The sequence below is a fragment of the Gordonia liuliyuniae genome, from assembly GCF_021738805.1.
Classification (GTDB): Bacteria; Actinomycetota; Actinomycetes; order Mycobacteriales; family Mycobacteriaceae; genus Gordonia; species Gordonia liuliyuniae.
Genome location: NZ_JAKKOR010000002.1, coordinates 184392 through 210554 on the forward strand (window position 1 = coordinate 184392; position 26163 = coordinate 210554).

The 26163-nt window shown below is 66.9% G+C and carries 23 protein-coding genes; 16 read left to right on the plus strand and 7 right to left on the minus strand.

Going from position 1 to position 26163, the window contains the following annotated elements:
* The first annotated feature begins 91 nt into the window (after window positions 1–91).
* The 4 genes from L5G33_RS03735 to L5G33_RS03750 are packed head-to-tail and all read left to right on the plus strand — an operon-like array spanning window position 92 to window position 3145.
* On the plus strand, window positions 92–1003 hold the full coding sequence (locus L5G33_RS03735) for a Rossmann-like and DUF2520 domain-containing protein (protein WP_236996808.1): 912 nt from the start codon (window positions 92–94) through the stop codon (window positions 1001–1003).
* A gap of 26 nt (window positions 1004–1029) precedes the next feature.
* Window positions 1030–1911, plus strand: a complete 882-nt coding sequence (gene panC / locus L5G33_RS03740; protein WP_236996870.1) for a pantoate--beta-alanine ligase — start codon at window positions 1030–1032, stop codon at window positions 1909–1911.
* Between the two features lie 4 nt (window positions 1912–1915).
* The gene (gene panD, locus L5G33_RS03745) at window positions 1916–2353 is read left to right on the plus strand and encodes an aspartate 1-decarboxylase (RefSeq protein ID WP_236996809.1); all 438 of its coding nucleotides are present in this window, start codon (window positions 1916–1918) and stop codon (window positions 2351–2353) included.
* Window positions 2354–3145, plus strand: a complete 792-nt coding sequence (locus L5G33_RS03750) for a type III pantothenate kinase (protein ID WP_236996810.1) — start codon at window positions 2354–2356, stop codon at window positions 3143–3145.
* Here L5G33_RS03750 and L5G33_RS03755 read toward each other — a convergent pair.
* Both L5G33_RS03755 and L5G33_RS03760 read right to left on the minus strand, forming a co-directional pair.
* Window positions 3096–3653, minus strand: a complete 558-nt coding sequence (locus L5G33_RS03755) for a nuclear transport factor 2 family protein (RefSeq protein ID WP_236996811.1) — start codon at window positions 3651–3653, stop codon at window positions 3096–3098. The genes L5G33_RS03750 and L5G33_RS03755 overlap by 50 nt on opposite strands.
* A gap of 5 nt (window positions 3654–3658) precedes the next feature.
* A complete protein-coding gene (locus L5G33_RS03760) occupies window positions 3659–4540 on the minus strand; it encodes an LLM class F420-dependent oxidoreductase (protein WP_236996812.1) in 882 nt (293 codons plus the stop codon).
* Window positions 4541–4595: 55 nt separating this feature from the next.
* Here L5G33_RS03760 and L5G33_RS03765 point away from each other — a divergent pair, with 55 nt between their 5' ends.
* Window positions 4596–5423, plus strand: coding sequence for an SDR family NAD(P)-dependent oxidoreductase (locus tag L5G33_RS03765; protein WP_236996813.1), 828 nt, complete (start codon window positions 4596–4598; stop codon window positions 5421–5423).
* A gap of 55 nt (window positions 5424–5478) precedes the next feature.
* Window positions 5479–6009, plus strand: a complete 531-nt coding sequence (locus L5G33_RS03770) for a TetR/AcrR family transcriptional regulator (RefSeq protein WP_236996814.1) — start codon at window positions 5479–5481, stop codon at window positions 6007–6009.
* Here L5G33_RS03770 and L5G33_RS03775 read toward each other — a convergent pair.
* Window positions 6002–7666 (minus strand): TIGR03767 family metallophosphoesterase, encoded by a 1665-nt coding sequence (locus L5G33_RS03775; protein WP_236996815.1) that lies wholly within the window; start codon window positions 7664–7666, stop codon window positions 6002–6004. The two genes, L5G33_RS03770 and L5G33_RS03775, sit on opposite strands and share 8 nt — an antisense overlap.
* A 308-nt stretch (window positions 7667–7974) precedes the next feature.
* On the opposite strand from L5G33_RS03775, the gene L5G33_RS03780 reads away from it, so the two are divergent.
* Window positions 7975–8388, plus strand: coding sequence for a rhodanese-like domain-containing protein (locus L5G33_RS03780; protein ID WP_236996816.1), 414 nt, complete (start codon window positions 7975–7977; stop codon window positions 8386–8388).
* Window positions 8389–8437: 49 nt separating this feature from the next.
* Window positions 8438–9961: a lysine--tRNA ligase gene (gene lysS, locus L5G33_RS03785; protein ID WP_236996817.1), complete on the plus strand. Its 1524-nt coding sequence runs from the start codon at window positions 8438–8440 to the stop codon at window positions 9959–9961.
* Window positions 9962–10004: 43 nt separating this feature from the next.
* Here lysS and L5G33_RS03790 read toward each other — a convergent pair whose 3' ends face one another.
* From L5G33_RS03790 to L5G33_RS03800, 3 genes are all read right to left on the minus strand, one after another.
* The gene (locus L5G33_RS03790) at window positions 10005–10409 is read right to left on the minus strand and encodes a hypothetical protein (protein ID WP_236996818.1); all 405 of its coding nucleotides are present in this window, start codon (window positions 10407–10409) and stop codon (window positions 10005–10007) included.
* A gap of 119 nt (window positions 10410–10528) precedes the next feature.
* Entirely contained in the window at window positions 10529–10933 is a 405-nt protein-coding gene (locus L5G33_RS03795; protein ID WP_236996819.1) for a hypothetical protein, read from the minus strand.
* A 169-nt stretch (window positions 10934–11102) separates the two neighbouring features.
* Window positions 11103–11969 carry a LuxR C-terminal-related transcriptional regulator gene (locus L5G33_RS03800; RefSeq protein WP_236996871.1) on the minus strand — a complete coding sequence of 289 codons (867 nt, stop codon included), beginning with the start codon at window positions 11967–11969 and terminating at the stop codon, window positions 11103–11105.
* A gap of 40 nt (window positions 11970–12009) precedes the next feature.
* On the opposite strand from L5G33_RS03800, the gene L5G33_RS03805 reads away from it, so the two are divergent.
* The 5 genes from L5G33_RS03805 (at window position 12010) to L5G33_RS03825 (ending at window position 20119) form a co-directional block, all read left to right on the plus strand.
* Window positions 12010–13575, plus strand: coding sequence for an AMP-binding protein (locus L5G33_RS03805; RefSeq protein ID WP_236996820.1), 1566 nt, complete (start codon window positions 12010–12012; stop codon window positions 13573–13575).
* 95 nt (window positions 13576–13670) lie between these two features.
* Window positions 13671–15185 carry an HNH endonuclease signature motif containing protein gene (locus tag L5G33_RS03810; protein ID WP_236996821.1) on the plus strand — a complete coding sequence of 505 codons (1515 nt, stop codon included), beginning with the start codon at window positions 13671–13673 and terminating at the stop codon, window positions 15183–15185.
* 124 nt (window positions 15186–15309) lie between these two features.
* Window positions 15310–16548: an ABC transporter substrate-binding protein gene (locus tag L5G33_RS03815; RefSeq protein ID WP_236996822.1), complete on the plus strand. Its 1239-nt coding sequence runs from the start codon at window positions 15310–15312 to the stop codon at window positions 16546–16548.
* 92 nt (window positions 16549–16640) lie between these two features.
* On the plus strand, window positions 16641–19394 hold the full coding sequence (locus tag L5G33_RS03820; RefSeq protein WP_236996823.1) for a branched-chain amino acid ABC transporter permease/ATP-binding protein: 2754 nt from the start codon (window positions 16641–16643) through the stop codon (window positions 19392–19394).
* On the plus strand, window positions 19391–20119 hold the full coding sequence (locus tag L5G33_RS03825; protein ID WP_236996824.1) for an ABC transporter ATP-binding protein: 729 nt from the start codon (window positions 19391–19393) through the stop codon (window positions 20117–20119). The genes L5G33_RS03820 and L5G33_RS03825 overlap by 4 nt, the downstream gene beginning before the upstream one ends.
* Here the strand turns inward: L5G33_RS03825 and fadD1 are convergent.
* The gene (fadD1, locus tag L5G33_RS03830; RefSeq protein WP_236996825.1) at window positions 20092–21732 is read right to left on the minus strand and encodes a fatty-acid--CoA ligase FadD1; all 1641 of its coding nucleotides are present in this window, start codon (window positions 21730–21732) and stop codon (window positions 20092–20094) included. The two genes, L5G33_RS03825 and fadD1, sit on opposite strands and share 28 nt — an antisense overlap.
* A gap of 235 nt (window positions 21733–21967) precedes the next feature.
* Between fadD1 and L5G33_RS03835 the strand changes: the two genes are divergently transcribed.
* The 3 genes from L5G33_RS03835 (at window position 21968) to L5G33_RS03845 (ending at window position 26139) form a co-directional block, all read left to right on the plus strand.
* Window positions 21968–23098 (plus strand): FAD-dependent monooxygenase, encoded by a 1131-nt coding sequence (locus L5G33_RS03835; RefSeq protein ID WP_236996826.1) that lies wholly within the window; start codon window positions 21968–21970, stop codon window positions 23096–23098.
* A 171-nt stretch (window positions 23099–23269) separates the two neighbouring features.
* Window positions 23270–24649: an MFS transporter gene (locus L5G33_RS03840; RefSeq protein ID WP_236996827.1), complete on the plus strand. Its 1380-nt coding sequence runs from the start codon at window positions 23270–23272 to the stop codon at window positions 24647–24649.
* Entirely contained in the window at window positions 24646–26139 is a 1494-nt protein-coding gene (locus L5G33_RS03845; protein WP_236996828.1) for an aldehyde dehydrogenase, read from the plus strand. The genes L5G33_RS03840 and L5G33_RS03845 overlap by 4 nt, the downstream gene beginning before the upstream one ends.
* Window positions 26140–26163 lie beyond the last annotated feature (24 nt).

The window sequence follows — 26163 nt, forward strand, 5'->3', positions numbered from 1 at the left end:
GCATGCGAGGCCTATCGTGGTCAGCGGACGTCTGGTACCCGGAGCGTGCGAACAGCGCGTGGGAGGGACTGGAACGACAATGGAGGCAACGGTGGACACACCGATGGCACCGGCGCGCCTGCGCGTCGGCATCATCAGTACCGGACGCGTCGGCACTGCGCTCGGCGAGGCGTTCGCCGCTGCCGGGCACCATGTCGAATCGGTGTACGCGAACTCGCCGCGGTCTGCGGCCCGCGCCGCTGAGCGCCTGCCGTTCGCGCGCGTGCGGGAGTTCTCTGCGGTCGTCGCCGATTCCCAGCTCGTCGTCCTCGCCGTCCCGGACACCGAACTGGCAACCGTCGCCGGTGACGTCGCCGACCATGTGAAACCGGGGACGATCGTCACGCATACGGCGGGCGCACATGGCATCGAGGTCCTGGAGCCGATCGCCCACGCAGGCGGGATCGTCCTCGCCACGCATCCGGCGATGACGTTCGTCGGGTCGGCCGACGACACCGCTCGTCTGACTGCCTCGTGTTTCGGGGTGACCGCGGCCGACGAGATCGGCGACGCGATCGCGATGGCGCTCGTCATGGAACTGGGTGCGACGCCGATCCGGATCGCCGAGACGAGTCGCGCCCTGTATCACGCGGCGCTCGCGCACGGCGCCAACAATTTGAACGCACTGATCACCGACGCGGTCACCGCGTTGCGCGCCGCGATCGGTGGCCCGACGGGCGACGCGGCGGAGACCGCGACCGTCGACGGCGGCGGCATCGGCTTGGCCGAGCAACTGCTCGCGCCGCTGGTCACGGCGTCACTGGAGAACGTGCTCGCGCAGGGGCGGTCGGCGTTGACCGGTCCGGTCGCGCGCGGTGACGTCGACACCGTCGCCCGTCATCTCGACGAACTGTCCGACGTCCACGAGGGCATCGCGCGCGGCTACCGCGTGCTCGCCGGTCGCGCTGCCGCCCAGCACGACGCCGGCCCGGCCCTCCGTCACCTGCTGGAGGCACAGCCTTGACCCCGCAAGCTTCGACTCAAGCGTCGATGTTCACCCCCGGCGAACTCACGGTTCACCGTGATCCGGCCGATCTGCACCGCGTCAGTCGAGCGCTGCGGGGCGCGGGCAAGCGAGTCGCCCTGGTTCCGACGATGGGCGCGCTGCACGACGGTCACCTTCACTTGATCCGCACGGCGCAGCGCAGCGGCAACACCGTCGTCATCGTGTCGGTCTTCGTCAACCCGTTGCAGTTCGGCGTCGGCGAGGACCTCGACGCGTACCCGCGGACGTTCGACGAGGACATCGCCAAGCTGAAGGCTGCGGGCGTCGAACTCGTCTTCGCTCCGACCGTCGCCGACATGTACCCGAACGGTCCGCGCACCACAATGCATCCGGGACCGACGGGCGACATCCTCGACGGCGCGGCACGGCCCGGACATTTCTCCGGGATGTTGACGGTGGTCGGGAAGCTCCTCACCATCGCAACGCCGACGGCCGCCTATTTCGGTGAGAAGGACTACCAGCAGCTCGTCCTGGTGAACCAGATGGTTAACGACTTCAACATGGATGTCGACATCATCGGGGTGCCGACGGTCCGGGAGTCCGACGGGCTCGCGTTGTCTTCGCGCAACCGCTACCTGTCCGACGACGAGCGCACCGTCGCGACAACGTTGTCGGCGGCGCTGCTCGCCGGGACGCACGCCGCGGTGGGTGGACGCGATGCCGTCCTCGCTGCGGCGCGCGCAGTACTCGACACCCAGCCGGAGATCGAGGTCGAATATCTCGAACTGCGCGGCCGCAGCCTGGAAGAGGCTCCGGAGATCGGCGACGGCCGTCTCCTGGTGGCCGCACGCCTCGGATCGACGCGACTGATCGACAACGTCGGCGTCGCGATCGGTACCGGGTTCATTGGAAAAGAAGAGGGATGACCGCATGTTCCGCACCATGATGACGTCGAAGATCCATCGCGCCACGGTGACGCAGGCAGACCTGCACTACGTCGGTTCGGTGACCATCGACCAGGATCTGCTCGATGCCGCCGACCTGCTCGAAGGCGAGCAGGTGACGATCGTTGACATCGACAACGGCAACCGTCTCGAGACGTATGCGATCGCGGGGGAACGCGGCAGCGGTGTGATCGGAATCAACGGCGCCGCAGCGCATCTCGTCCACCCGGGAGACCTTGTGATCATCATCGCCTACGGGATGATGAACGAGGACGAGGTCCGCGCGTACGCACCGCACGTCGTGTTCGTCGACGCGGACAACCGGCCGATCACGGTCGGTGACGATCCGGCCGACGTTCCGGCAGGCTCCGGGTTGAAGGATCCGCGCCACCCCGAACGCGCCCTCGCGAGCAGCACCGCGTAGATGCTCCTGACCGTCAGCATCGGCAATACGAACATCCATCTCGGGGTGTTCGCGGGTTTCGGCGATCACGCGGAGCTGGTGCGTGACTGGCGCATCCACACCGAGCCGAACTACACGTCGGACGAGCTCGCCATGCGGCTGCGCGGACTGCTCGGCGCGGACGTCGAGCAGGTGACCGCGGTTGCCACTTTGTCGACGGTGCCGTCACTGCTGCGTGAGATGCGGGTGATGCTGCCCCGCTACTTCGGGAACGGGCCGCACGTCCTGCTCGAACCGGGCGTCCGTACCGGTGTTCCGCTGCTGGTCGACAACCCGAAGGAGATCGGCACCGATCGTGTCGCGAACGCGTTGGCCGCGCACGAGAACTTCCCGGGCCGGCCGTGCATCGTCGTCGCATGCGGAACGGCGACTGTCGTCGACGCGGTCTCGGCGACGGGCGAACTGTTGGGCGGCGCGATCGCGCCCGGCATCAACATCGGTGTCGAAGCGCTGTCGGAGTACACGGTGACCGTGCGCAAGGTGGAGCTTCGGCCGCCGCGCGGGGTCATCGGCAAGAACACGGTAGAAGCGTTGCAGTCGGGCATCCTCTACGGTTTCGCGGGCCAGATCGACGGCCTGGTGAACCGCGTTCGCCGCGACGTTCCCGGTTTCGACGGCCCGGACGTCGCGGTCGTCGCGACCGGATACCTGGCGCCGCTCATGTACGGCGAGGCCGCCACCCTCACCGATCACCACCCGCATCTCACGCTCGACGGTCTGCGTCGGGTTCACGAGCGGTCGCGCCGCCGCTGAGCCGAGCTCGGGACAGCAGTTCTGTGCTCTCCGCGGAACCGTCGAGAAGTCTGGTGGTGCGTCGGACCACCTCCCACCCGTGCATTGATACGTCGGCCCGGCGCAGTTCGAAATGGGTGGCCCCGCCACGCTGCACCGTGAAGCCGCGGCTGTGCCCGTCCGGTGAATCGTCGCGGCGGACGAGCAGGATCGTCTCGCACACCGCCGACGCGACACCACCGTTCACCGCGATGACGGCGGGGGAGTGGAAGTGGACGCAGCCGCGACCGATCAGTCCCTGATGCTGCGGCGACTCCACCATCGCGTGGATGTCTGCCCGCCCTCGCATCAGCCAGCCCTCCACGTCGTAGACGCCGTCGTCGGCCCACAGTCCAGACACGGCGTCGGCTTCGCCTGCGTCGACGAGTGGGCCGTACGACGCGATCAGTCGCGCGATGTCCCGTTCGTCTTCGAGCCGTCGGACCCGGGCCAGCAGGTCGGCGAGCACGTCGTCAGCGATGTTCGTCATTGATCTCACTTCTCTTCGCGCAGCGGAGCGACCAGTTCGGTCAGTGCTGCGAGTTGTTCTGAGTAGTTGGCGGCCGAATCGGCCGTGAGGGTGCAGGTGATCGAGGTGGCTCCCGAGTCGAGGAGGCGCGTGATCTTCTCCATCGCGCGGCCCGGATCCCAGATCGGGTCGAGAGGTGCGGTGCCGAGCACGATCTCGAACCCGGTCGGGACGTCGGCCTGTCCGAGAAGGTCGCGCAGCGCGCCGACACCGAGCCCGAACGGCATCCAGCCGTCGCCCAACTCGACGGCGCGGCGCAGCGAACGCAGGCTACGGCCACCGACCCACAGCGGTATCGACTCCTGCACGCCGCACGGTTCGACGATCAGTCCGTCGTAGTCGTAATGCTCGCCGTGGTACTCCGGACGCCGCTGCGACAGGGATGCGCGCAACGCGCGCATCGCATCGTCGGCGCGGGAGCCGCGACCTCGCCAGGCTGCGCCGAGCAGGTCGAACTCCTCCTCCAGTGAGCCGACTCCGACCCCGAGGATCACCCGGCCCGAACTGAGTCGATCGAGGGTGCCGTAGCGCTTGGCGATCTCCAACGGGTGGTGGTAGCCGAGCACGAGCACCGAGGTCGCCAGTCGGATCCGTTCGGTGCTCGCCGCCAGGAACGACAGCGTGGACAGTGGGTCCCAGTAGGCGACGCCGCGCCCCTCGGCGCTCGTCGGGACGGCGACGTGCTCGGCGCAGGTGAGGTAATCGAACCCGAGACGGTCGGCGGTCGCTGCGATCTCCGTCAGGTCGTCCACGCCGGCGTCAGCCTCCCAGGGTGAGGCCACCCCGGGTACCTGGACGACGATCGGCGTCGATATGCCGAAGCGGGGAATCGTGGTGTTGTGCTTCATACCGCCATGATGTCACCTAAACTAGAATGAATTCTAGAAATGAGGATGAATCGTAATGACTCAGTCGGATATCGCAGCATCGGACCTCGCCGAGTACGGGCCGTGGGCGCTCGTCGTCGGGGGTTCTGAAGGCGTCGGGGCACAATTCGCCGAACAACTCGCGGCCGCGGGCGTCGACCTGGTGCTCGTCGCACGTAAAGCGGGCCCGCTCGAAGAGACCGCGCAGCGATGCCGGGGGCACGGGCGCGACGTGCGGACCGTGAGCGCCGACCTCACCGTCCCCGTCGATCTCGACCGGGTCCTGCAGGCGACCGACGACCTCGACATCGGGCTGCTGGTCTGCAACGCGGGCGCCAACAGTTACGGGTCCGAATTCGTCGACGGTGATCTCGTCGAGTTCATGAAGGTACTCACCCTCAATGTCACCGTCCCGATGGCACTGGCACATCATTACGGCGCGCGCATGAAGAAGCGCGGGTCGGGAGGGATCATCACGATCGGATCACTCAGCGGCTACCTCGGCTCAGCCGAGCACACCGTGTACGGCGGAGCCAAAGCGTTCGTGCGGATCTTCACCGAAGGATTGTGGCTGGAACTGCGGGAAGCAGGCGTCGACGTCCTCCACCTGGTGCTCGGTGTCACCGATACACCGGCCATGCGACGGGCCGGTCTCGACTTCGACGTGCCCGGCCTCGTCGTCGGGCGCCCCGCGGACGTCGCCGCGGAGGGACTGGCGCATCTGTCGGACGGCCCCGTGCGCGTGGTGTCCGGGAATGAGCGGGGCGTCGCACTCGGTGGTGCCGACGACCGAGCCCGGACGGTGCTCAAGCATCATCGACTCATGACCGCATTGATGAAACGTCGTGAGGGCGACGATGCCTAGACCCAGCACGAAACGTGAGGGGGCCGCTCCGACCACAGCGGTCCAGCGTGGACGCGTGGAGGGCATCCTCCGGGTGGCGGCCCGGCTCGGCGCTGAACGCGAGCTCGACTCGGTGCGCATGGCCGACGTCGCGGCGGAGGCCGGGGTGTCCCTCGCGACTCTGTACCGTTACTACCCGACGAAACATCAGCTGTTCGCGGCGCTGATGCTCGAATACGCCGCCGATCTCGGGCCCGGACATGCCCCGAAGCAAGACGACCCGGTCGAAGCGGTGGCCGAGATGATGACCGATGCCTGTCGCAGCATGCTGGCCCGCCCGTTGCTCGGCCGCGCGATGATTGTGTCCGTCAACGCGGTCCGCGCCGAGTCGGCGGCCACCCGATTCGACCTTCGTGAACGCATTCTCGGCGTCGCGGGAATCGACACCCCGACCGTCGATGACCTGCAGCTCACCGGGATCGTCGAACAGGCGGCCTATGGCATCCTCTCGTGGGCGGTGATGGGCGAACTCACTTCGGACGAAGCCGAAGCCAGCATGCGTCGAGCCTGCCGACTGCTGCTCGCGCCGTGGCGCGACACTAACTGAGCGGGTTCGCCAACAGCAGTTCGCAGTTTCGGTCCGCGGCCGTGCCGATCCGGTCTTCCAGATGGATGTCGTTGATCGAGAGTTCGCGGTACAGGCTCGCCAGGCCCTTCTGCGACAGGTCCGACGGATCGGCGGTGTACGGGCCCTCGGCTTCGATCAGCGGCGTGAAGATGCTGAGGGTGCCGTCCTTATTGTCGGTCACCTCGACGATCCTGGCGAGCTGCGGGAAGTCGATGTGGCTGGCCGTGTTGATCTCCCAGAAGCTGTGGGCGGGTGTCGTGCCTCGATGCGGCGTCACTTCGTTGTTGTGCGTGTGGCCGTTGACCCACGCGATCACGTTCCGGTGTGTCTTGAGGCGAGCGACGAGGTGTGAGCCGTCGAACTGGGCTTCGCCGGGAGTCTCCGGGTTCGGCAGCTTCGCTGTCATCGTCGTCGACGTGTGATGGCTGAACACGATCACCAGCTGGTCGGCGTGCGCGCTGATCTGCTTCTCGATCCACGTCAGCTGCTTCTGGCTGATCGACCCGTCGGCGATCCCGAGACTGTTCGTGGTGTTCATTGCGATGCCGAGCACCCCCGGTGCGATCTGGAATCGGTACCAGCTGGGGCCGTCGGGATCGGAGAATCCGTGGCCCACCGGGCCCGCACCGGTGATCGACCGGTCGAAGTGGCTGCGGATGAACTCGCGTGGGGTGAACGGTCGTCGTCGCGCGTCCGCGGTCGCAGGCAGAGTCGGGCCGGTGGTCTTCAGCTTCGCGAGCAACCTCACCACCGACGCCGGATCACTCCGAAGCGCACTGGCGATGGCGGCCGCCGTCGGATCGGTGCCGGGGAGGTCGAATTTCACATTGCCGAGGTACAACCAGTCGATCAGGTCGTTCGGCACGGTCCCGAGCATCTGGTCGTCGTGGTTGCCGAACACTGAGTACCAGCGCATGTTCAGCCCCGGGCTGGTGTGTGACCGCATCGCCGCGTGCAGGAGCCCCGGTATGGTCGGGAAACCGTGGTCCTTGTAGAGGTCGGGCTTGTCGAGTTCGGGCCGGTAGTACATCGCCGAACCGAACGACTGCACGCCTTCGAACCGGGTCGGATGTCCGGTGTTCGGGGTGATCGTGCCGCCGGACAGCAAGTGCTGGTACCAGTCGAGTTCGACGATCTCGTGATTGTCGGTGTTGTCGCCGGTCGAGACGACGCAGTCGAACGCGCGCCCGGTGAACGGGCCGCCCGACAGGGCGTTGATGCGTTCGATCAGGGCGACTGCGCCCTGTGTGCCGAGCGCCTCCTGCGGCCGATATGCAGGTCCCTGCAGCGGGTGCACGTACTCGAAGCGGGCGGGACTCTGCACATCGGTGATGTGGATGTCGGTGAGCTGCACGAATGATGCGAGGCCGGTCCGCGTCGAGTCGCGAGTGGATTTCGCTCCGGCGAGTTCCTCGCGGACGTACAGGGGCCAGCCCTTGCCTTGGACGAGCTTGCGGTACCCCTTCTTGTCCGGCCTGCCGGCCACCCCGACCTTCTCCAGGGTGGTGCCCGCGGTGTTCGCGGACGATGCGGCACCCGGCTCGGCGCGGGCCAGGCCGGACGCGGTCGACGAGGCGGCGACCGCTCCCGCGGCGGCGGCGCTCGCGCGCAGGAACGAACGACGGGTCATGCTCATGAGACGGCCTCCGGGGATGTACAGCTCTCGTGACGACGAACACAGTGCGACGTCGACTGTATCGGCAACAGTGGTCGAACAGTCAACGTTCCTGATCGATCGATCCGATTTCGACGCGCGGTTGCGGCGCTCGAGACTGGGTGATTCGGCCCACCCGTGCGCAAAACTCTTTCCGGACTGTTCGGCGCTGTGGCAGAGTCGTCGTCGTGATCAAGAGCTGTCAGGAGTGTTGTCAGGGCTGACGTCCCCCGTGTGGACGCCCCCATCGTCAACCGCTCTGCTCGTTCGATCATTTCGAGGAATCCCTCATGACTGTTGTCGTTTCCATTCCCGTTTCTGCCCCGTTCGTCGCGGTCCCGCTGTCGGTTCAGGCGCACGAGTTCCACTCCGTTCTGCGTGATGGAGGCGCCGCCGTCGACCTACGCGACGCCTCATCGCACCGCCGGTTCGGCGCGTTGCTTGGCGCCGTTGCGATCGACTCCGCCGAGGCTCTCGACCTCCTCAGTCCGGCGTCGCCGTCGGCGTTGCGTGCGGCCACCGCCGAGGCGCAGTGGGTCCTCGTCTCCGAGGACGGGTACGACGCCGAACTACTCGCCTGGCATCTGCAGGCTCGCGGGGTCACCGGCGCCCGATTCGTCGTCGGCGGCTATCGCGCGCTGCGTGAGCGCGGGGTGACGGGGTCGGTCGGGGCCGACGCGCTCGGGCTCTACGACCCGCGCTGACCTCGTACTCGATTGGCTCCTGACCGCTGCGGCGAATTACCCTGGGTTGGTGAGTGAGCACCAGAGCGACGAGCAGACCCGCGAGGACGATCAGACCCCCGAACAGCTGCGGATCCGCCGTAAGAAGCGTGAACGCATCCTCGCCGAGGGGCGTGAGGCGTATCCCGTCGAGTTGACTCGGACGCACACGCTCGCGGAGATTCGCGCCGAGTACTCCGACCTCGAAGCGGGTTCGGAGACCGGCGTCCAGGCGGGCGTCGCGGGCCGGGTGATCTTCATCCGCAACAAGGGCAAGCTCTGTTTCGCGACTCTGCAGGAGGGCGACGGCACACAGCTGCAGGCGATGCTGTCCCAGGCGAAGGTCGGCGAGTCGTCGCTCGCATCGTGGAAGGCCGATGTCGATCTCGGCGACATCGTCTTCGTGCACGGCGAGATCATCTCCTCGCGGACCGGCGAACTGTCGGTCATGGCCGACGAGTGGCAGATGGCTTCGAAGTCCCTGCGTCCCTTGCCCGTCGCCCACAAGGAGATGAACGAGGAGTCGCGCGTCCGTCAGCGGTACGTCGATTTGATCGTCCGCCCGGAGGCCCGCGAGACCGCCCGCACGCGTGTGAAGGCGATGGCCGAGTTGCGGACGTTCCTCATCGAGCGCGACTTCCTCGAGATCGAGACCCCGATGCTGCAGACGTTGCACGGTGGTGCCGCGGCGCGTCCGTTCATCACGCATTCGAACGCCTTCGACATGGACCTGTATCTGCGTATCGCGCCGGAACTGTTCCTCAAGCGCGCTGTCGTCGGCGGCATCGAGCGGGTGTTCGAGGTGAACCGCAACTTCCGCAACGAGGGCGCCGACTCGACTCACTCGCCCGAGTTCGCGATGCTCGAGACCTATCAGGCGTACGGCACCTACGACGACGCCGCCGTCATGACCCGGGAACTCGTGCAGGCCGTCGCTCTCGGCGCGGTCGGAACGTTGACGCCGACGATGCCGGACGGGTCGACGTACGACCTGTCGGGTGAGTGGAAGTCGCTGTCGATGTACCCGTCGCTCTCGGAGGCGCTCGGTCGCCAGATCGTCCCGTTGGAGACGAGCGTCGACGAACTGCTGGCGATCGCCGCCGAGGTCGGCTTGGACGTCCCGAAGGACAAGGGATACGGCCACGGCAAGCTCGTCGAAGAGCTGTGGGAGCACCTGGTCGGTGACCATCTCGACGAGCCGGTGTTCGTGCGTGACTTCCCAGTCGAGACGTCGCCGCTCGTCCGTGCGCACCGGAGCATCCCGGGGGCCGTCGAGAAGTGGGATCTCTACGTTCGCGGGTTCGAGCTCGCCACCGGCTACTCGGAGCTCGTCGACCCGATCATTCAGCGAGAACGCTTCGTCGATCAGGCCCGCCTCGCCGCCGCAGGCGACGACGAGGCGATGGTGCTCGACGAGGAGTTCCTCGCGGCCATGGAACACGCGATGCCGCCGACTGCCGGAACCGGCATGGGCATCGACCGTCTACTGATGGCGATCACCGGTCTCGGCATCCGCGAGACGGTCCTCTTCCCCCTGGTGAAGCCCATCTCGTAGAGTCCTTGTCGGTCGAGTCCCTTTAGTTCTCCGTCGAGTCCCTTTAGTTCTCCGTCGAGTCGTAGTACATCCACGGCTCGTGGGAGACGACGCTGCCGTCCGGTGCGAGGATCTCAAGGGCGTCCGGTCGGACGTGATACGCGTATCCGTTGTTGAAGGCGTGATATCCGCCGCTCGCGTATCGCGCGGTCGGGACGACGAGCGTCGTGCCGGTCGACTTCGCGAGCCCCTTGTACGTGTAGTCGATCGCGTGGCCGGGGTTCTGGCAGATAACGACCTGCGACGACGCGGATTCGGCTTTCACGAACGCCTGACGTTCGCACCGAGGGCCGGCGGGGAAGCCGTCACCGTAGCCGGGGTCGGCCGTCGCGTGTCCGGCGCCGACTCCGGCTCCGGCGATCAGGGCGGTGGCAGCGGTCAGGGTGATGGTGCGGATTCGGTTCGTCATTCGTCTCTCCTCGTCTCGCGATGTGTCATTCTCGTGTGATTCCAGTGTGTGGCAAGCGAATCCGCGGCGTCATTCGTTCGAACCACGCCGCGGATCGTCGTCGTACTTTGGGGCGAGCATCACCGCTGGTAGTAGTACGTCCACGGCTCGCTGGAGACGACTGAACCGTTGGGTGCGGTGATCATCAAGCGGTCACGGTGCACGTGATAGGTGTAGCCGTCGTTGGTCGCGTGGAAACCGAGCGAGTTCTGGGTCGCTCCCCAGACGTCGATCCAGTTCCCAGTGGTCTTGGCTTTGCCGCTGTACGCCCACCCGGTCGGTCCTTGCACCGGGCAGATCACCACTTGGGAGACGGCCGACTCGGCCATCACTTGTACGGGCCCGTGGCAGTACGGTCCGTTCGGGAACCCGTCTGCTGACGCCTGGCCGGTACCGATCGTGACCGCGGTCGTCAGGCTCGCGGCGGCGATGCCGGCGACGGCGATGCGGGTCGCGGTGATGCGGGTGATGGAATGCTTACGCATGATGAACACGTCCTCTCGCAGGCTTGCGGAAGCGGCCGTCCGCGATCTGCGCCTATGCGTTTGGGTTGCCAACGTCGACCGCTACTGGGTACGTCGAGATCCAGGGCGTGCCACGTTAGGTGGGTGTCGTTCATGCAGATGACAGACGGAGGAAGCGTCGGGGCCGAAATCAGGGGATGAGCCGGGTCCGGCGCGCGTTGACGACCGCTTCGAAACGTGACGTCGCGTCGAGCTTCGTCATCAGTGCCTTCACGTAGTCCTTCACCGTGTAGACGCCGATGCCGAGGTGTTCGGCGATCGCGCGATTCGGCAGGCCTGCGCCGAGCAGGGCGAGGACGTCCTGTTCACGCGGGGTGAGACGCACGGTCGGCTCGTCCTCTGGGGCGTCGAGCGCGAGGCCCGCGGCGATCTCGAGCACACGTGCGCGCATCGACTCGTCGTCTACCGAGTCCGCGAGTGCGCGCAGTTGGGCGTACGAGTCGTTGACCCGCGTCCGCCAGGCCGAGAGATCGCGTTCGTCGTCGTCGGTGCGCAGCGTCGACAGGACGTCTGCGACCGCCAACTGCTGTTCCACCGCGCGCGCTTCGTCGACGACGGCGTCGAGCGACGAGCCGAGCTGTTCCTGCGCGGTGCGCCGCGCGGCGTACAGGACGCCGACCTGCTTGCGGCCCACGATAATCGGCGCCGCGACGATCGCTCGAAGCGATTCGGCGCGGATGATCTCGTCGTAGGTGTGGGTGATGAGCGGTGACCGCACATAGTCGCCGATGGCTTCCGCGCGAGCACGACCGACCACGCGACCGCCGAGGCCGTGGCCTGGGTCGAGGTTCGCGCCGCGCAGCGGCCCGACGAGGTCGCCGTCGAAGGAGAACAGTTCGATGCGTGGAGCATTGCCAGGCAGTACGCGTCCGGCGAACGCGAGACTCGCGCCGGTGCGTCGTCGGAGCCGAGCGAGCGGGCCGCGCAGACGGCGCGACAGCTCGTCTGCTGGCACACCCCTCTTCTGAGGGTTGTCGGTGTCGACGGTCACATCCATCATTGTGTCATCACGCACATCGAGAACGTGGAGGACGGGCATGAACGACCCAGCACACGGGGACCCAGCACGAGAAGATCCGGCACGGCAGGTTGCCGATTGGCTGGAGGTCTACGGCGCGTCGGACGCGAGTGCGGCGAATCTGCTGTGCGACCGACATGACCCGGACTCGGTCGCATTCACCCTGGTCGAGCCGGATCTCACGTCAGCGGCCTTCACCTACGGCGACCTCGCCGACGAGTCGCGTCGCATGGCGACGGTCCTCGCCGCGAGCGGAGTCGCGGCCGGTGACCGCGTGCCGGTGCTGCTCGGCAAACGTCGCGCCCTGATCGTGGCGCTCGTCGCGCTGTGGCGGATCGGCGCCGTGCACGTGCCCCTGTTCACCGCGTTCGCGACCGGTGCGATCGCATTGCGAGTGGAAGGCTCGGGCGCGCGGGTCGTGGTGACCGACGCGTCGCAGCGCGAGAAGGTCGACCCGATCGACGCGGTGACCGTGCTCGACGTCGACGACCTCGTCGCCGAGTCGCAGACGGCCGAACCGTCGACAGATGACGCGGTGGTCGGCGGCGACGGAGTGTTCGTGCAGCTCTACACGAGCGGCACCACGGGCAAGCCGAAGGGCGTCCCTGTCCCACTTCGGGCGCTAGCGTCATTCCAGGCGTACCAACACTTCTCGCTCGACGTCGCCGCCGACGACGTGTTCTGGAACGCGGCCGACCCGGGGTGGGCGTACGGGCTCTACTACGCGCTGATCACGCCGCTGGCCACCGGCCGCACCAGCCTATTGCTCAACGCCGGGTTCACGCCTCAGTCGACGGTCTCGGTCCTCAACGAGTTCGGCGTCACCAACTTCGCCGGGGCGCCGACGATCTACCGTTCGTTGCGGGCGCACGCGGACATGACGGGCGTGAGGCTGCGTCGAGCGTCGTCGGCTGGCGAGCCGTTGACCCCCGACATCGTCGACTTCGGTCGTGCGCATCTCGGGTGCGAGGTCCGCGACCACTACGGGCAGACCGAGATCGGCATGGTGATCGGGAATCACTGGAACGCCGACGTCGCGATGCCGTTGAAACCGGGCTCGATGGGCCAGGCGATGCCCGGATACACCGCGGGCATCGTCGACGGACAGATCGCGCTCGACGTGAAAGCAAGTCCGGCGCTGTGGTTCACCGGCTACGACGCCGCCCCCGAGAAGACCGCCGAGCGGTTCACCGGCGACGGCGCCTGGTACCTGACTGCTGACACCGGAAAGTCCGACGACGAAGGCTACTTCTCGTTCACCGCGCGCGACGACGATGTGATCCTCGCCGCCGGCTACCGCATCGGGCCGTTCGATGTGGAGAGCGTCCTCGTGACGCACGCGTCGGTGGCCGAGGTCGCCGTGGTCGGACGACCAGACCCGGAAGGGATCCGCGGCGAGGTGGTGGAAGCGTTCGTCGTGTTGAACACGGGCTTCGTCGGCGACGACGCTCTCGCGTCAGAACTGCAGGCGCTCGTCCGCGACGAGTACTCGAAGCATGCGTACCCGCGCACCGTCCACTTCATGGACGCGCTGCCGAAGACGCCGAGCGGCAAGGTGCAGAGGTTCGTCCTTCGACGGCAGTAGCGGCCAATTCGAACAAAGTTCGAATACACTATTGAATAGATCACACTCACGCGCTACGATTAGAACAACAGTTCGAGACGCGTAGTGAAGGGGTGATGACCATGTCGAACAGTTCGTGGTCGGCGCTCGACCTCGATTCGGTCGGGGCGGGCGGCGAGGCCGGGGGAGCGAAGCTCAACGCGCTGCGCGCAGGTGAGGGCTACCTCGCGTTCCTGCGTTTCCAGGCGATCTACGCGATGCTCGTCGCCGCAGCCGACGCGGAGGGTGTCGCGGTCGACGCCGCGGACCGCCGCGTGGTCGACGTGTTCGCCAGTGTCTCGCGTGAGGTGGCCGCCGCGCTGTGCGTCGCGGCTTCGACCGCAGATCGTCAGGTCAACCTCGCCGTCGAAGCAGTCGAACGCCTCTCGAAGGTCGCTCGTCTCATGCGCGATGGCGTCATCAGTGTCGCCGCATTCGGTGCCGTCGTCTTGGAGGCGACCGGCGTGGAAGACGCCGAACTGATTGCCGCCGTCGACGCCGCGACCGCATCCGAACTCGCCGAACTCGGCGGCGTCTCGCGCGGTGACGCCGAAGGCGTATCGCGTCGGATGGTCGCCGAGATCGATCCGGACGGCCTGCGCGAGCGCCGTACGGCTCGCGGTAAGGGCGTGACCGTCTCCCACGACGTGGACGGGTCGGACGTAACCATCGCCACGACTCCCGAGGATGCCGCGATGATCGACGCGAGCGTGAGGGCGGTCGCCGGGCGGGTGTGCGAGAACGACTCTCGGTCGTGCGGTGTGCGACGTCATGACGCCGCCGTCGCACTGCTGACTGGCCGCCCGTTCGTATGCGACTGCAGTGAACCGGGCTGCCCGGTGACTGCCTCGGACGACGAGATCGCCGCCGAGTTCGCCAAGATCGTCGTGCACGTGGTCGCCGACGCCGCAACTGTCGACGGCGACGCCGACAAGGCCGGCTGGCTCGACGGGTTCGGCGTGATCGATCCGCATCACGTGCGGGAGATCGCCGCCAGAACCGATGCGAGACTGCGGCCGCTCGACATCGCGGGCCTCGCCGACGGCGCCGCGCAGGCCGGGAATCCGTACCGGCCGACGGCCACGTGCGATGTGGCGATGCGTGCTGTCTTCGGCACCTGCTCGGAACCCGGCTGCGACCGTTCTGCGTGGCGCTGCGACCTCGACCACGTGACCGAGTACAACCACGACGCTCCCGCCGCGGGCGGGGCCACGTGCCCGTGCAACCTGAACCCGAAATGTCGCTACCACCACCTCGTCAAGACCTTCGCCGGCGGCTGGATCGACGACCAGATCATCGATGCCAACGGCGTCATCTGGACCGAAGTCACCACGCCGACCGGTTACACCGTGCGCTCGCGTGCCCGAAACCACTGGTTACTGCCCGACCTCGGGCTTGTGCCGTGCCGACACGGCGAGCCCGTCGCGCCGGGCGTGGTCGACGACGTCGGCCAGCCGATGCGCGGCCGATCGCGAACGAAGGCGAAGCATGCGTACCGGATGCGGATCCGCTCCCGCCGCCGCTACATCGCGGCCTGCGCGGCCGCAGCGAAGGCGGCCGAGCTCGATTCGGCGGGCCCGCCGCCGTTCTGAGGGTCGGAATCGCGGTTGAAACGCCAGTTGAGCGCGTTTCGACGACTGATCTGACGGTTTTGCGTTTCCGACAACCAGAATTCGTTACAGTTCGCGGAACCTCATCGACCGAAGGGACCGCGCAGTGAATGCATCCATCGATATCAGACGGGCCGTCCGGTCCACCTTGGCTGTCGGCGCTGCCGCCGCACTGCTCTTGGGTGGACTGACCGCTTGTTCGTCAGACGACGAATCGTCGTCCGCAGGCCCCACCACGACACTCGCCGACGATCCGGCCACCGGCGACACCATCAAGATCGGCTTCATCGCCCCCGAAGGCGGCCAGGTGACCGTCCCGAGCGTTCGCGAGGGCGCCGAGGCCGCGGCCCAGTATGTGAACGCGAACGGCGGCGGAATCGGCGGCCACAAGCTGGAGTTGGTGGTCTGCAAGCAGCACGAGGAGCCCGCCACCGCTACCAAGTGCGCGAACGAGATGGTCGAGAAGAAGGTCGCCGCCGTCGTGACCCCGCTCGGCGCGCAGGGCGCGGTGATGCTCCCGATCATTTCGGGCGCGGGCATCCCCTACATCGCGCAGGCTCCGGTCTCGCAGGCTGAGATGGTGAGTCCGGATGCGTTCATGATCTCCGGCGGCATTGTCGGGGTGCTGGCCGCCGAAGCCGCCACCGCAGCCAAGGACGGGTTGAAGAAGGTCACCGTTCTGATCGGTGACACAGGCGATGCGGCGGCGTCGGTCAAGGCACTGGGCGAGCCGATGTTCGCGCGGGCCGGCGTCGAACTCAAGGTCATCACCATCCCGACCGCCACCGCCGACCCGACGCCGCAGATCGCAGCCGGTCTCGCCGACAATCCTGACGCGGTGACCATCCTCGGTGACACCCGCCAGTGCATCCAGGGCATCAAGGCGCTCGAGAGCGCAGCCCCGGACGTGCAGAAGTACCTGATCGCCAGCTGCCTGGATCAGCCGGTGGTCGAGGCGGTGGGCGAGGAGGCATTGTCCGGCGCCAAGGCCTTCACCACGGTCAACCTGACCTCCGATGACGAGTCGGTGACCCTGTACCGCAGCGTCATGGCCGAGTACGCCCCCGACACCGATCCTCAGGGCCTGGGGTATCTGGGCTACCAGGTCGTCATGGCGGTCGCCGAAGTCGGCGGTTCGCTGCCTGCGGGCGGTGTGGGTCCCGAACAGATGAAGGCTGCACTGAAGTCGGCCACTGACGTGCCGGTCCCGGCCGCGCCGGGCCTGACCTTCACCTGCAACGGCAAGGCGATGCCGCAGCTGCCGTCGCTGTGCAGCAAGGCGATGCTCGTCAGCACCGTCGGTGACGACCTGAAGTTCACCGACACCGTCGTCGTCAACAAGTAGTCACTCCTGCCAACGTTCGCCGGGTCGCACCCACGCGGCCCGGCGAACGTTGGCCGGTACGCCCGCATCGGCACACACACTGAACGGCACTCATGATTGATCACTTGGCCTTCTTCACTCTCGGCCTCGGTAACGGCGCGGTATTCGCCGCGCTCGGCCTCGCGCTGGTGATGACCTATAAGAGCTCCGGCGTCGTCAACTTCGCGACCGGTGCCATCGCCCTCTACGCCGCCTACACGTACGCCTACTTGCGGCAGGGCGAACTCCTGAATCCGATACCGGGTTTCCCGACCACCGTGGACCTGGGAGGCAAGTGGTCGGTGCTGCCTGCGATGCTCGTCGCGGTGCTCGTGGCCTCACTGCTCGGGGTGGTGCTCTACCTGATCGTCTTCCGGCCGCTGCGTGCCGCCCCCGCGCTGGCCAAAGCGGTCGCGGCGATCGGCGTGATGCTGGTACTGCAGGCGCTACTGGCCCTGCGCGTCGGCGCCGACTCGCCGACGGTGGGACGGATCTTCCCCAGCGAGAACATTCACGTGGGCGACGTGTCTGTGCCCACCGCCAACTTCTGGCTCGCGGCAGTGATCGTCGGTCTCGCGGTCCTGGCCGCGCTGGTCCTGCGTTACACGCGCTTCGGTATCGCCACCGAAGCAGCGGCCGAATCAGAGCGGGGCGCGTTGGTGACCGGGCTCTCGCCGGACCGGATCGCCGTCGCCAACTGGGCACTGTCATCGGCTACCGCCGGTATCGGCGGCGTTTTGATCGCGCCGATGGTTCCGCTCAACCCCGTCGCGTACACCATGTTCATCGTGCCCGCGCTGGCCGCCGCGCTCGTCGGCAACTTCTCCAGTATCGGGTTGACCGTGGCCGCGGGCCTGCTGATCGGCATGCTGCAGGCGGAGACCACCAAACTGCAGGTCACCTACGAGTGGTTCCCCGACGCGGGCGTCGCCGAAGCTGTGCCGCTGCTGTTGATCATCGTCTTCCTCTTGGTGCGCGGGCAGCGGTTGCCCGGGCGCGGCGTCCTCGCCCGACGGGACCTGGGCCGTTCGCCGCGGCCGAACCACCTGGTGATCGGCACCGCGGTCGGTGTGGTCATCGCGGTCGGTGCGCTCTTCGGCACCTCGGGCAGCATGCGACTGGCTGTGGTGATGAGCCTGATCTACGGTGTCATCGCGCTCTCGCAGGTGGTCGTCACCGGCTACGCCGGACAGGTCTCGCTTGCGCAGTTGTCGCTAGCCGGGGCAGCGGCCTACTCACTATCGCGCTTGTCCACCACGGTAGATCTGCCGTTTCCGGTCGCACCGTTGCTGGCCGCTCTGGCCGCGATGGTGATCGGCGTGGTGGTCGGCCTTCCCGCACTGCGCGTGCGCGGCCTCCCACTGATGGTCGCCACGCTGGCCCTCGCCGTCTTCCTGGAGGCCTTCTGGTTCCGCAACCCCAGCTTCAACGGCGGCCTGCAAGGTGCGCCGGTCGGCGAACCGACGTTGTTCGGGCTCGATCTGGGCATCGGCCGCGGCGAGGGGTATCCGCGCATCGTCTTCGGTCTGCTCTGTCTGGCGGTACTCGTCCTGTGTGCGCTCAGCGTTGCGTGGCTGCGTCGCAGTCGGCTGGGCGCGTCGATGCTCGCGGTCCGCGCCAACGAGCGCTCGGCCGCGGCTTCGGGAATCAACGTCGGTGCCACCAAACTGCTCGCCTTCGCCATCGCCTCCTTCCTGGCCGGTCTCGGCGGCGCCCTGCTCGCCTACCAGCAGACGCTCGCCACGGCAGACACCTACCGTGTCTTCTCCGGCATCGGCCTGTTCGTGCTCTTCTACATCGCCGGCGTCACCTCGGTCTCCGGGGCGCTGCTGGCCGGGGTGCTGGCGCCCGGCGCGGTGATGTCGTATGTACTCGACATTGGTGACTACTACCTGTTGATCAGCGGAATCCTACTGGTGGTGACCATCGTCGCGAACCCGGACGGAATCGTCGGTCAGCTTCAACGGGTGCCACTCCCGGCATTCCTGCGTCGACCGCCGAAGGCACTCGACACGGACGAGGCTGCGTCTGACGGGCCGGAGGACGCGGAACCGAGCGGGCCGACGGCCATCGGCGATACGGTCGGCCCCGCGCTCACCGTCGCGGGCGTCTCGGTCCACTACGGCCCGGTGGTGGCCGTCGACGACGTGAGTTTCGACCTGCAGCCCGGCGAAATCGTCGGCCTCATCGGACCCAACGGTGCGGGTAAGACCACTTTGGTCGACGCGATCAGCGGCTTCGCGCCGTCCGTCGGCACTATCGCACTCGGCGGCACCGGCCTGGCTGGACTCCCGCCCCACCGGCGGTCGCGCGCCGGTCTGGGCCGCACTTTCCAGGACATCGAGCTGTACGACGAACTGACGGTCGCCGAGAACGTCACCGTCGGAGTGCGACGCGACGACCATGACGCTCCGGCCACCGTCCGCCGGGTCCTACGGCTCCTCGACGTCGGGCACCTGGCGACCGTCGCCGCGGCGGACCTGTCGCAGGGGCAGCGGCAGCTGGTGTCGGTGGCGCGTGTACTCGCCGGGAAGCCCCGCGTTGCGCTGCTCGACGAGCCCGCTGCCGGCCTCGATTCGTCGGAGAGCCGGTGGCTCGGCGAGCGACTCGGCGCCGCGCGTCGCAGCGGCACCACCCTGCTGCTGATCGATCACGACATGGACTTGGTGCTGTCGGTGTGCGACCGGGTGATCGTGCTCGACCTCGGCCGGTTGATCGCCGTCGGCACTCCGGATGAGATCCGCGCGGACACCGAGGTCATCGCCGCCTATCTCGGAACCCCCGTCACCAGAGAGAACATTGACAACAGTGAGGAGGTAGAGGCATGAGCGTGCTGGAAGCACTAGCCCTCGACGCCGGATACCGCTCCGACAGCCCCGTGGTCCGCGGTATCGACCTGGCGGTGGAGCCCGGCGAAATCGTCGCACTGCTCGGCCCCAACGGCGCAGGCAAGACGACGCTGCTGGAGACCTTCGCTGGTCTCCTACCGCGTCTCGACGGCCGGGTGGTCGTGGACGGCGTCGCCGTCCGCTCGGGCGACCCTCGGGCAGCGGTGCGTGGCGGGCTGGTGCTGGTACCAGATGACCGGGCGTTGTTTCGCGGCCTGAGTTGCGAGAAGAATCTCCGTCTGGCGGTTGGCTCGGCTCGGCGCTCGGAAGGCCGAGCGCGACTGGACCAGGCGCTGGAGTGGTTCCCGGCGTTGGCCAAGCGGATGAAGGTGGACGCCGGGCAGGTCTCCGGTGGTGAACAGCAGATGCTCGCGATCTCCCGTGCGCTGCTGCAGCAGCCGAAGGCATTGCTGATCGACGAACTCAGCATGGGGTTGGCGCCGGTGATCGTTGAGTCGATCCTGCCGGTCCTGCGCAGTGTCGCACGGGAGCAGGGCACAGCGATGATTCTGGTGGAACAGCACGTGCGCCTCGCGTTGGAGGCCGCTGATCGGGCTGTGGTTCTCGTCCACGGCAGCATCGCGTTCGAGTGCTCGGCGACCGAGCTCGCCGCCGATCTGCCCCGACTCGAGCGTGCCTACCTCGGCGAGTCGGCCGCGGTTTGATTCGCGTGGAGACCGACTCCGCGGCGCGGCCGTGCCTCGCCGTCGGGGACGTACGACGCGGACCGTGGTGCACGCGTCCACAGGACGTCGTCGCCCACCTCCAGTCCATCGGACTTCAGCGTCCGCTTGAGGATCTTGTTCGTGGCGGTGACAGGCAGGTCGTCGGCGATCCGGAGGAACGACGGCCACGCCTTCGGCGACAGATCTGGCTGAGCGGCGAGGAAGTCGGTGAGTTCGTCGGGGGTGAGGCTCGCGTAGTCGTTGAGTACGACGGCCGCCATCACAGCGTCGCCGACCACCGGATCGGGGACGGCGTAGACGGCCACCCGGTTGAGCGCGGGGAGCCGCTGCAAGACTCGCTCGATCGGCCCGGCAGCAAGGTTCTCGCCGTCCACGCGTAGCCAGTCGCCGGTGCGCCCGGCCAGGTAGATCCAGCCGTCGTCGTCGGTGTAGGCCAGGTCGCCGGACCAGTACATTCCGTCGCGCAGTCGGTCGCTGGTCGAGACCTCGTCGTTGTAGTAGCCGGTGAAGAGGCCGCCGCCGGAGGTGTTCACCAACTCGCCGACGGCCTCATCGGCGTTGCTCAAGGCGCCGACGGCGTTGAACTGCGCGCGCGGGCATTCGGTGCCCGTCGAGCGATCGTAGATCGCGACGCCGGGAAACCCCTTACCGATCGAGCCCGCCGGGGTGCCCGGCTCGCGAGTGATGATGATCGCCAACTCGGTGGAGCCGAATCCGTCCCATACGGCGCAGTCGAAGCGACGTGCGAACTCGTCGATGTCCCGGTCGGTGGCCTCGTTGCCGAACGCGACGCGCAGTGTGGAGTCGGCATCGTCCGGGCGACTCGGGGTGGCGAGGATGTAGGCGAGCGGCTTGCCGACGTAGTTCATATACGTGACGCCGAAACGGCGCACGTCGTCGAGGAAGGCCGACGCCGAGAAATGGGCGGGCACCATCGCCGCGCCGGATGACAGCGCCACGCAGTAGCCGCCGAGGAGCGCGGCCGAATGGAACAGCGGCATGGACAGGTAGCAGACGTCGTCGGCGGTCACCTCGAACCTCCCCACAAGCGGTGGTCCCGCGAACGGAATCATCATGTGCGCGAAGCGAACCGGCTTAGGGTCTCCGCTGGTGCCCGAGGTGAAGATGAGCATGAACGGGTCCGCCGGCCCGGGCACCGAATGCGGCTCGAGTGGACCGGCCGACTCGAGACGCCCGGCCCATTCGGGTGAAGACGTGTCGATCACGGTGATCCCGGACAGGTCCAGGCCCTCCACCAGTCCGCGGTGCGCCGCATCGGTCAGCAGGATCTGGCAGTCGGCGCGTCGTAGGTCGGCGGTCAGCGACTCTCCGCGCCGGGTGTCGTTGACGCCGACGGTCACGTAGCCGCCGAGCGCGCCAGCGGCCAGCGCGATCAACATGGCCGGGGTGTTGCCGAGGAGCACGCCGACGTGTACGGGGCGGTCGGGGTCGGTGGCGTCGAGGACCGCCGCGGCGGTGCGTCGGCCTTCGGCTACGTACTCAGCCCAGGTCCAGGTGCGCTCGTCGGCGATGACGGCAGTGCCGGAATCGCCGGCCCGTTCTTCCAGTAATTGCGTCACGGTCTCGGCCATGCCTTGAATCTAGAACGTGTTGCAGACGGATGTGCCCGAACGGTCACCTGCATCTCCTGCGGTCCACACGTTTCGAGTGGCCTTGAAACCGAATGTCGAGTCCCTTCGGTGCGACTGTGATGCCGACTGCTCTTGACAGTGTCCTGTGATCTCGCCTATACCTTGGAGGTCGGTAGTTAAGGGCTTAGATAATTCGTCCTGACCCACTGCCTCAGCCCATCGTCCAGGAGTATGTATGAAGAATCTCGATGTCGCCGTCGTTGGAGCTGGTGTGGGAGGGCTCACTGCAGCCATTGCGATGCGCCGCTTGGGGAACCGTGTCTCGGTTTACGAGCAGTCGTCAGGCTTCTCCCGGGTGGGGGCCGACATCAATCTCACCCCGAATGCAGTACGCGCCTTGGACGGTCTCGGCGGCGGTGTGGCCGAGTGGATCCGAGCCAACGGCGGTCGGCCACAGTTTCGGCTCAGTCGTATGTGGGACACGGGCGAGGAGACCTCACGGATCGAACTCGGTGCCGACGCAGAGCAGCGTTACGGGTCACCGCAGCTCACCCTGCACCGCGCGGACCTGATGACGGCGCTCGAGTCGGAACTTCCGGACGGCGTCGTTGAACTCGGCAAGCGACTCGAGAACATCGTCGACGGTCCGGGGGGTGTCCGCCTGCGATTCTCTGATGGCAGTGAGGCCACGGCCGCCGTGGTGATCGGTGCAGACGGCATACACTCGCGGGTGCGCGAGGCGCTACTCGGCGCCGACTCGCCGGAGTTCACCGGCATCGTCGCATTCCGTGCCGTCGTCCCGGCTGATCGTGTGGGTGACCTGGTGAACGCCGATTGCTTCATCAAGTGGTGGGGCCCCGATTTGAGCACTCAGATCGTGACCTTTCCCCTCGGGCTCGACGAGGTCTTCGTCTTCGCTACCGTAGGGCAGCCCGAGTGGACCGAGGAATCCTGGTCGACGCCGGGCAGCATCGCGGAACTCCAGGGCCTCTATGCCGACTTTCATCCCGACGCCCGAGCTCTCCTTGACCGGTGCGGTGACGTGTTGAAGTCGGCGTTGTACGTCCGTCGGCCGCTGCCTTCGTGGAGCGGCGAGCGAGCTGTACTGCTCGGCGACGCCTGTCACCCGATGACGCCGTTCATGGCGCAGGGTGCCGGACAGGCTTGTGAGGACGCAGTGGTGCTCGCTCGTTGTCTCTCCGAATCGGACGACCCGTCCAGCGCCTTCGCGCGATACGAAGCCGTCCGCAAGCCCAGAACGTCCGAGATTCAGGCCAAGTCGCGCGGCAACGACTGGCTCCGTTCTGCCGGCAATGGCGACTGGGTCTATGCCTATGACGCCTGGTCGGTGCCGGTCGACGCGTGAACGCAGCGCCCTCCTCGGCCTATCAAGAAGCTTCCCGTCGCGTCGTGTGTGCACGATGGCAAATCAGAGGCAACGCATGAACCGCAATGCGATTTAGGTCTAAACAAATCTCTAGTCAACTATCTCTGAGTCCCTCCCCACGAGTCCCACAACAGCCCAAGGAACGCTCACATGGAGAAAATCCTGACACCGAAGAACGGCCATTCGGCTGACTCGATCAACGCGCGAATGGAACGCTTGCCGGCAAGCGGCTGGCACGTCAGAGCCCGCGTGATCGTCGGCGCTGTCACGTTCTTCGACGGCTTCGACCAGCTGATGATCGCCTACTCGATCCCCGACCTTCCAGTCGCCTGGAATCTGACCTCCACGATGATCGCCTGGGTTATCGCGGTCGGCGGTATCGGCATGCTCGGCGGAGCGCTGGCCGGCGGCTGGCTCGCCGATCGGATCGGCCGCCTCAACGTCATCCAGATCGCCCTCGTAATCTACGCAATCACCAGCCTCGGCATGGCGTTCACTCACTCTCTGGTGCTCTTCATGGTGCTGAGATTCATACAGGGTGTAGGTCTCGGCGCCGAGGTTCCGGTCGCCGCGGCGTACATCGGCGAGATCGCCCGCACGGAGAATCGCGGAAAGTTCGTCCTCCTCTACGAGACGATTTTCCCCCTTGGTCTGGTCATGTCCGCGATCGTATCCGCGTGGGTCGTTCCGAACCACGGCTATCAGGTCCTGTTCGCGCTCGGTGCGATCCCCGTCCTCCTCGTCCCGTTGCTGCGTCGTCTTCCCGAGTCGCCGCGCTGGCTGGCGGCCCGAAACCGCATCGACGAAGCTGCCGAGTCGATGGCTCGCATCGAAGACGAGATCGTCGGTCGCTGGGGCAAGGAGCTTGAGGAGCCGCGGCCGTCGAACGCTAATCATGTAGAACTGGTCCGGGCGAGCATCGTGGAGCTCTTCCGCGGCGTCTACCTACGGCGCACTCTGATGCTCGCGGTGATCTGGCTGTGCGCGTACTTCGTCAACTACGGCATCGCCTCATGGCTGCCGACCTTGTACAAACAGCACTTCGGGCTCAGCATCACGAGCGCGCTGCACTACAGCATCTTCACGACTGTCGCCGGACTGATCGGTTGCGTCATCATCGCGTTCGTGATCGACGGACTCGGACGTCGCCTGTGCATCTCGGCTGCGATGGCGATGTGCGCACTCACACTCGGCTTGCTCGCCGGATTCGGCACAAGCACCGCGATGTCGGTCCTCATCTGGTCGGCGGTCGCCGCACTTCTCGTCTTCTCCGTCAATATGGCGCTCTACGTCTATACCGCTGAGCTGTACCCGACGCGTATGCGTGCCATGGGCGCTGCGTTCGGCGGCGCGGCCGGTCGTCTCGGCATCATCATGGGGCCGTTGGTAGTCGGCTGGACTCTCGACCATGGCGGGTCGCTGACCTGGGTGTTCGGTGTGTTCGCAGTCGTTGCAGCCATCGGAGCCGTCGTCGTCGCGATCTTCGCAGAAGAGACCAAGCAACGCACCCTCGAGGAGATCTCGGCATGACCGCCCGACCGACTTTCATCGGACTGCCCGACGAGGCGTTCGTCGGCGGCAAGTGGCGCACGGCGTCCGGCCCGACATCCGAGATCACCGACCCGGCGAACGGACAGATCTTGCAGACGGTGTCCCAGTGCACGGCGACCGACGTCGACGATGCCGTCGCCGCAGGCGCCGCAGCATCGGCCGACCCGGGGTGGTGCGGCCTGCTCCCACATCAGCGGGCGCGCTACCTGCACCGGATCGCCGACCTGATCGAGCGTGACGCGGATCGCCTCGCGACACTGCAGACGTTCAACACCGGCAAGACGTTCACCGAGACGCGTGCGCTGGTCGGAAGTGCGGCCGCAACGTTCCGGTATTTCGCGGCCGTCGTCGAGACGCACGACGAGCCGATGACTACAGCGCGCGGGAATTACCGCACCTGGATCCAGCACGAACCGATCGGCGTCATCGGTGCGATCGCGCCGTGGAACTCACCAATCGCGAGCGATGCGCAGAAGCTCGCACCCGCGCTGGCCGCCGGGAACGCCGTCATCCTCAAGCCAGCCGAGTGGACGCCGCTGGTGTCGCTCGCGCTCGCCCGACTCATCGAGGAGTCCGGCCTGCCTGCGGGTCTCGTGTCGGTGCTGCCCGGCAGGGGCTCGGTGGTCGGCGACGCGATTGTCCGACACCCGGGAGTCGGGAAGGTCAGTTTCACTGGTGGGACGTCCACTGGCCGGGGCCTGGCGCACATCGCCGCCGACAAGCTCATGCCGGTGTCGCTCGAACTCGGCGGCAAGTCGCCCACCGTGGTCCTCGACGACGCTGACGTCGAGCAGGCGATCGCCGGCGTCATATACGGGATCTTCTCGTCGTCGGGCCAGAGCTGCATCGCCGGTTCACGACTGTTCGTGCAGGAGAGCCTGTACGACGAGTTCGTCGGGCGGCTCATTGAACGCACTCGGTCACTGCGAGTGGGCGACGGGTTCGACCCCTCGACTCGCGTGGGTCCGTTGGTCCATCGCCGTCACCGCGACTCGGTCGCCGGCTACGTCGACCTCGCTCGCGAGGAAGGTGGTCGGATCCTTTGCGGTGGAGCTATTCCCGACGATCCGGCGCTTGCCTGCGGGGCGTACTACCTGCCGACGATCATCGACGGTCTGGGAGCGCAGGCTCGGGCGTGCCGCGAAGAGATATTCGGTCCGGTCCTCGTGGTGCTGCCGTTCACCGACGACGACGATCTGGTCGCCAAGGCCAACGATAGTGTCTACGGCCTCGCCGCGGGCATCTGGACGCGCGACTACCGTCGGGCGCTGGCGCTTGCCGGTCGCATCGACGCGGGCACCGTGTGGATCAACACCTACAAGGCCTTCTCGATCTCGACTCCGTTCGGCGGCATCAAGGAGAGCGGGCTCGGCACAGAGAAGGGCCGCGAGGGCATCGCGGCGTACTCGCGGGTGAAGGGCGTCTACCTCGGTATGGATCCCGAGCCGAATCCGTGGGTCCCGGCCTGAATCGGATCACAGCCAGGGCTTCCC

Bases quoted from the DNA above. Each gene is read 5' to 3' on its own strand.
- L5G33_RS03755 (WP_236996811.1), bottom strand. From the start codon at position 3,653: ATGACGAACATCGCTGACGACGTGCTCGCCGACCTGCTGGCCCGGGTC.
- L5G33_RS03820 (WP_236996823.1), top strand. From the start codon at position 16,641: ATGATTGATCACTTGGCCTTCTTCACTCTCGGCCTCGGTAACGGCGCG.
- L5G33_RS03790 (WP_236996818.1), bottom strand. From the start codon at position 10,409: ATGACGAACCGAATCCGCACCATCACCCTGACCGCTGCCACCGCCCTG.
- L5G33_RS03835 (WP_236996826.1), top strand. From the start codon at position 21,968: ATGAAGAATCTCGATGTCGCCGTCGTTGGAGCTGGTGTGGGAGGGCTC.
- L5G33_RS03795 (WP_236996819.1), bottom strand. From the start codon at position 10,933: ATGCGTAAGCATTCCATCACCCGCATCACCGCGACCCGCATCGCCGTC.
- L5G33_RS03800 (WP_236996871.1), bottom strand. From the start codon at position 11,969: ATGGATGTGACCGTCGACACCGACAACCCTCAGAAGAGGGGTGTGCCA.
- L5G33_RS03780 (WP_236996816.1), top strand. From the start codon at position 7,975: ATGACTGTTGTCGTTTCCATTCCCGTTTCTGCCCCGTTCGTCGCGGTC.
- panD (WP_236996809.1), top strand. From the start codon at position 1,916: ATGTTCCGCACCATGATGACGTCGAAGATCCATCGCGCCACGGTGACG.
- L5G33_RS03810 (WP_236996821.1), top strand. From the start codon at position 13,671: ATGACCATGTCGAACAGTTCGTGGTCGGCGCTCGACCTCGATTCGGTC.
- panC (WP_236996870.1), top strand. From the start codon at position 1,030: ATGTTCACCCCCGGCGAACTCACGGTTCACCGTGATCCGGCCGATCTG.
- L5G33_RS03775 (WP_236996815.1), bottom strand. From the start codon at position 7,666: ATGAGCATGACCCGTCGTTCGTTCCTGCGCGCGAGCGCCGCCGCCGCG.
- L5G33_RS03825 (WP_236996824.1), top strand. From the start codon at position 19,391: ATGAGCGTGCTGGAAGCACTAGCCCTCGACGCCGGATACCGCTCCGAC.
- L5G33_RS03760 (WP_236996812.1), bottom strand. From the start codon at position 4,540: ATGAAGCACAACACCACGATTCCCCGCTTCGGCATATCGACGCCGATC.
- fadD1 (WP_236996825.1), bottom strand. From the start codon at position 21,732: ATGGCCGAGACCGTGACGCAATTACTGGAAGAACGGGCCGGCGATTCC.
- L5G33_RS03750 (WP_236996810.1), top strand. From the start codon at position 2,354: ATGCTCCTGACCGTCAGCATCGGCAATACGAACATCCATCTCGGGGTG.
- L5G33_RS03840 (WP_236996827.1), top strand. From the start codon at position 23,270: ATGGAGAAAATCCTGACACCGAAGAACGGCCATTCGGCTGACTCGATC.
- L5G33_RS03765 (WP_236996813.1), top strand. From the start codon at position 4,596: ATGACTCAGTCGGATATCGCAGCATCGGACCTCGCCGAGTACGGGCCG.
- L5G33_RS03845 (WP_236996828.1), top strand. From the start codon at position 24,646: ATGACCGCCCGACCGACTTTCATCGGACTGCCCGACGAGGCGTTCGTC.
- L5G33_RS03805 (WP_236996820.1), top strand. From the start codon at position 12,010: ATGAACGACCCAGCACACGGGGACCCAGCACGAGAAGATCCGGCACGG.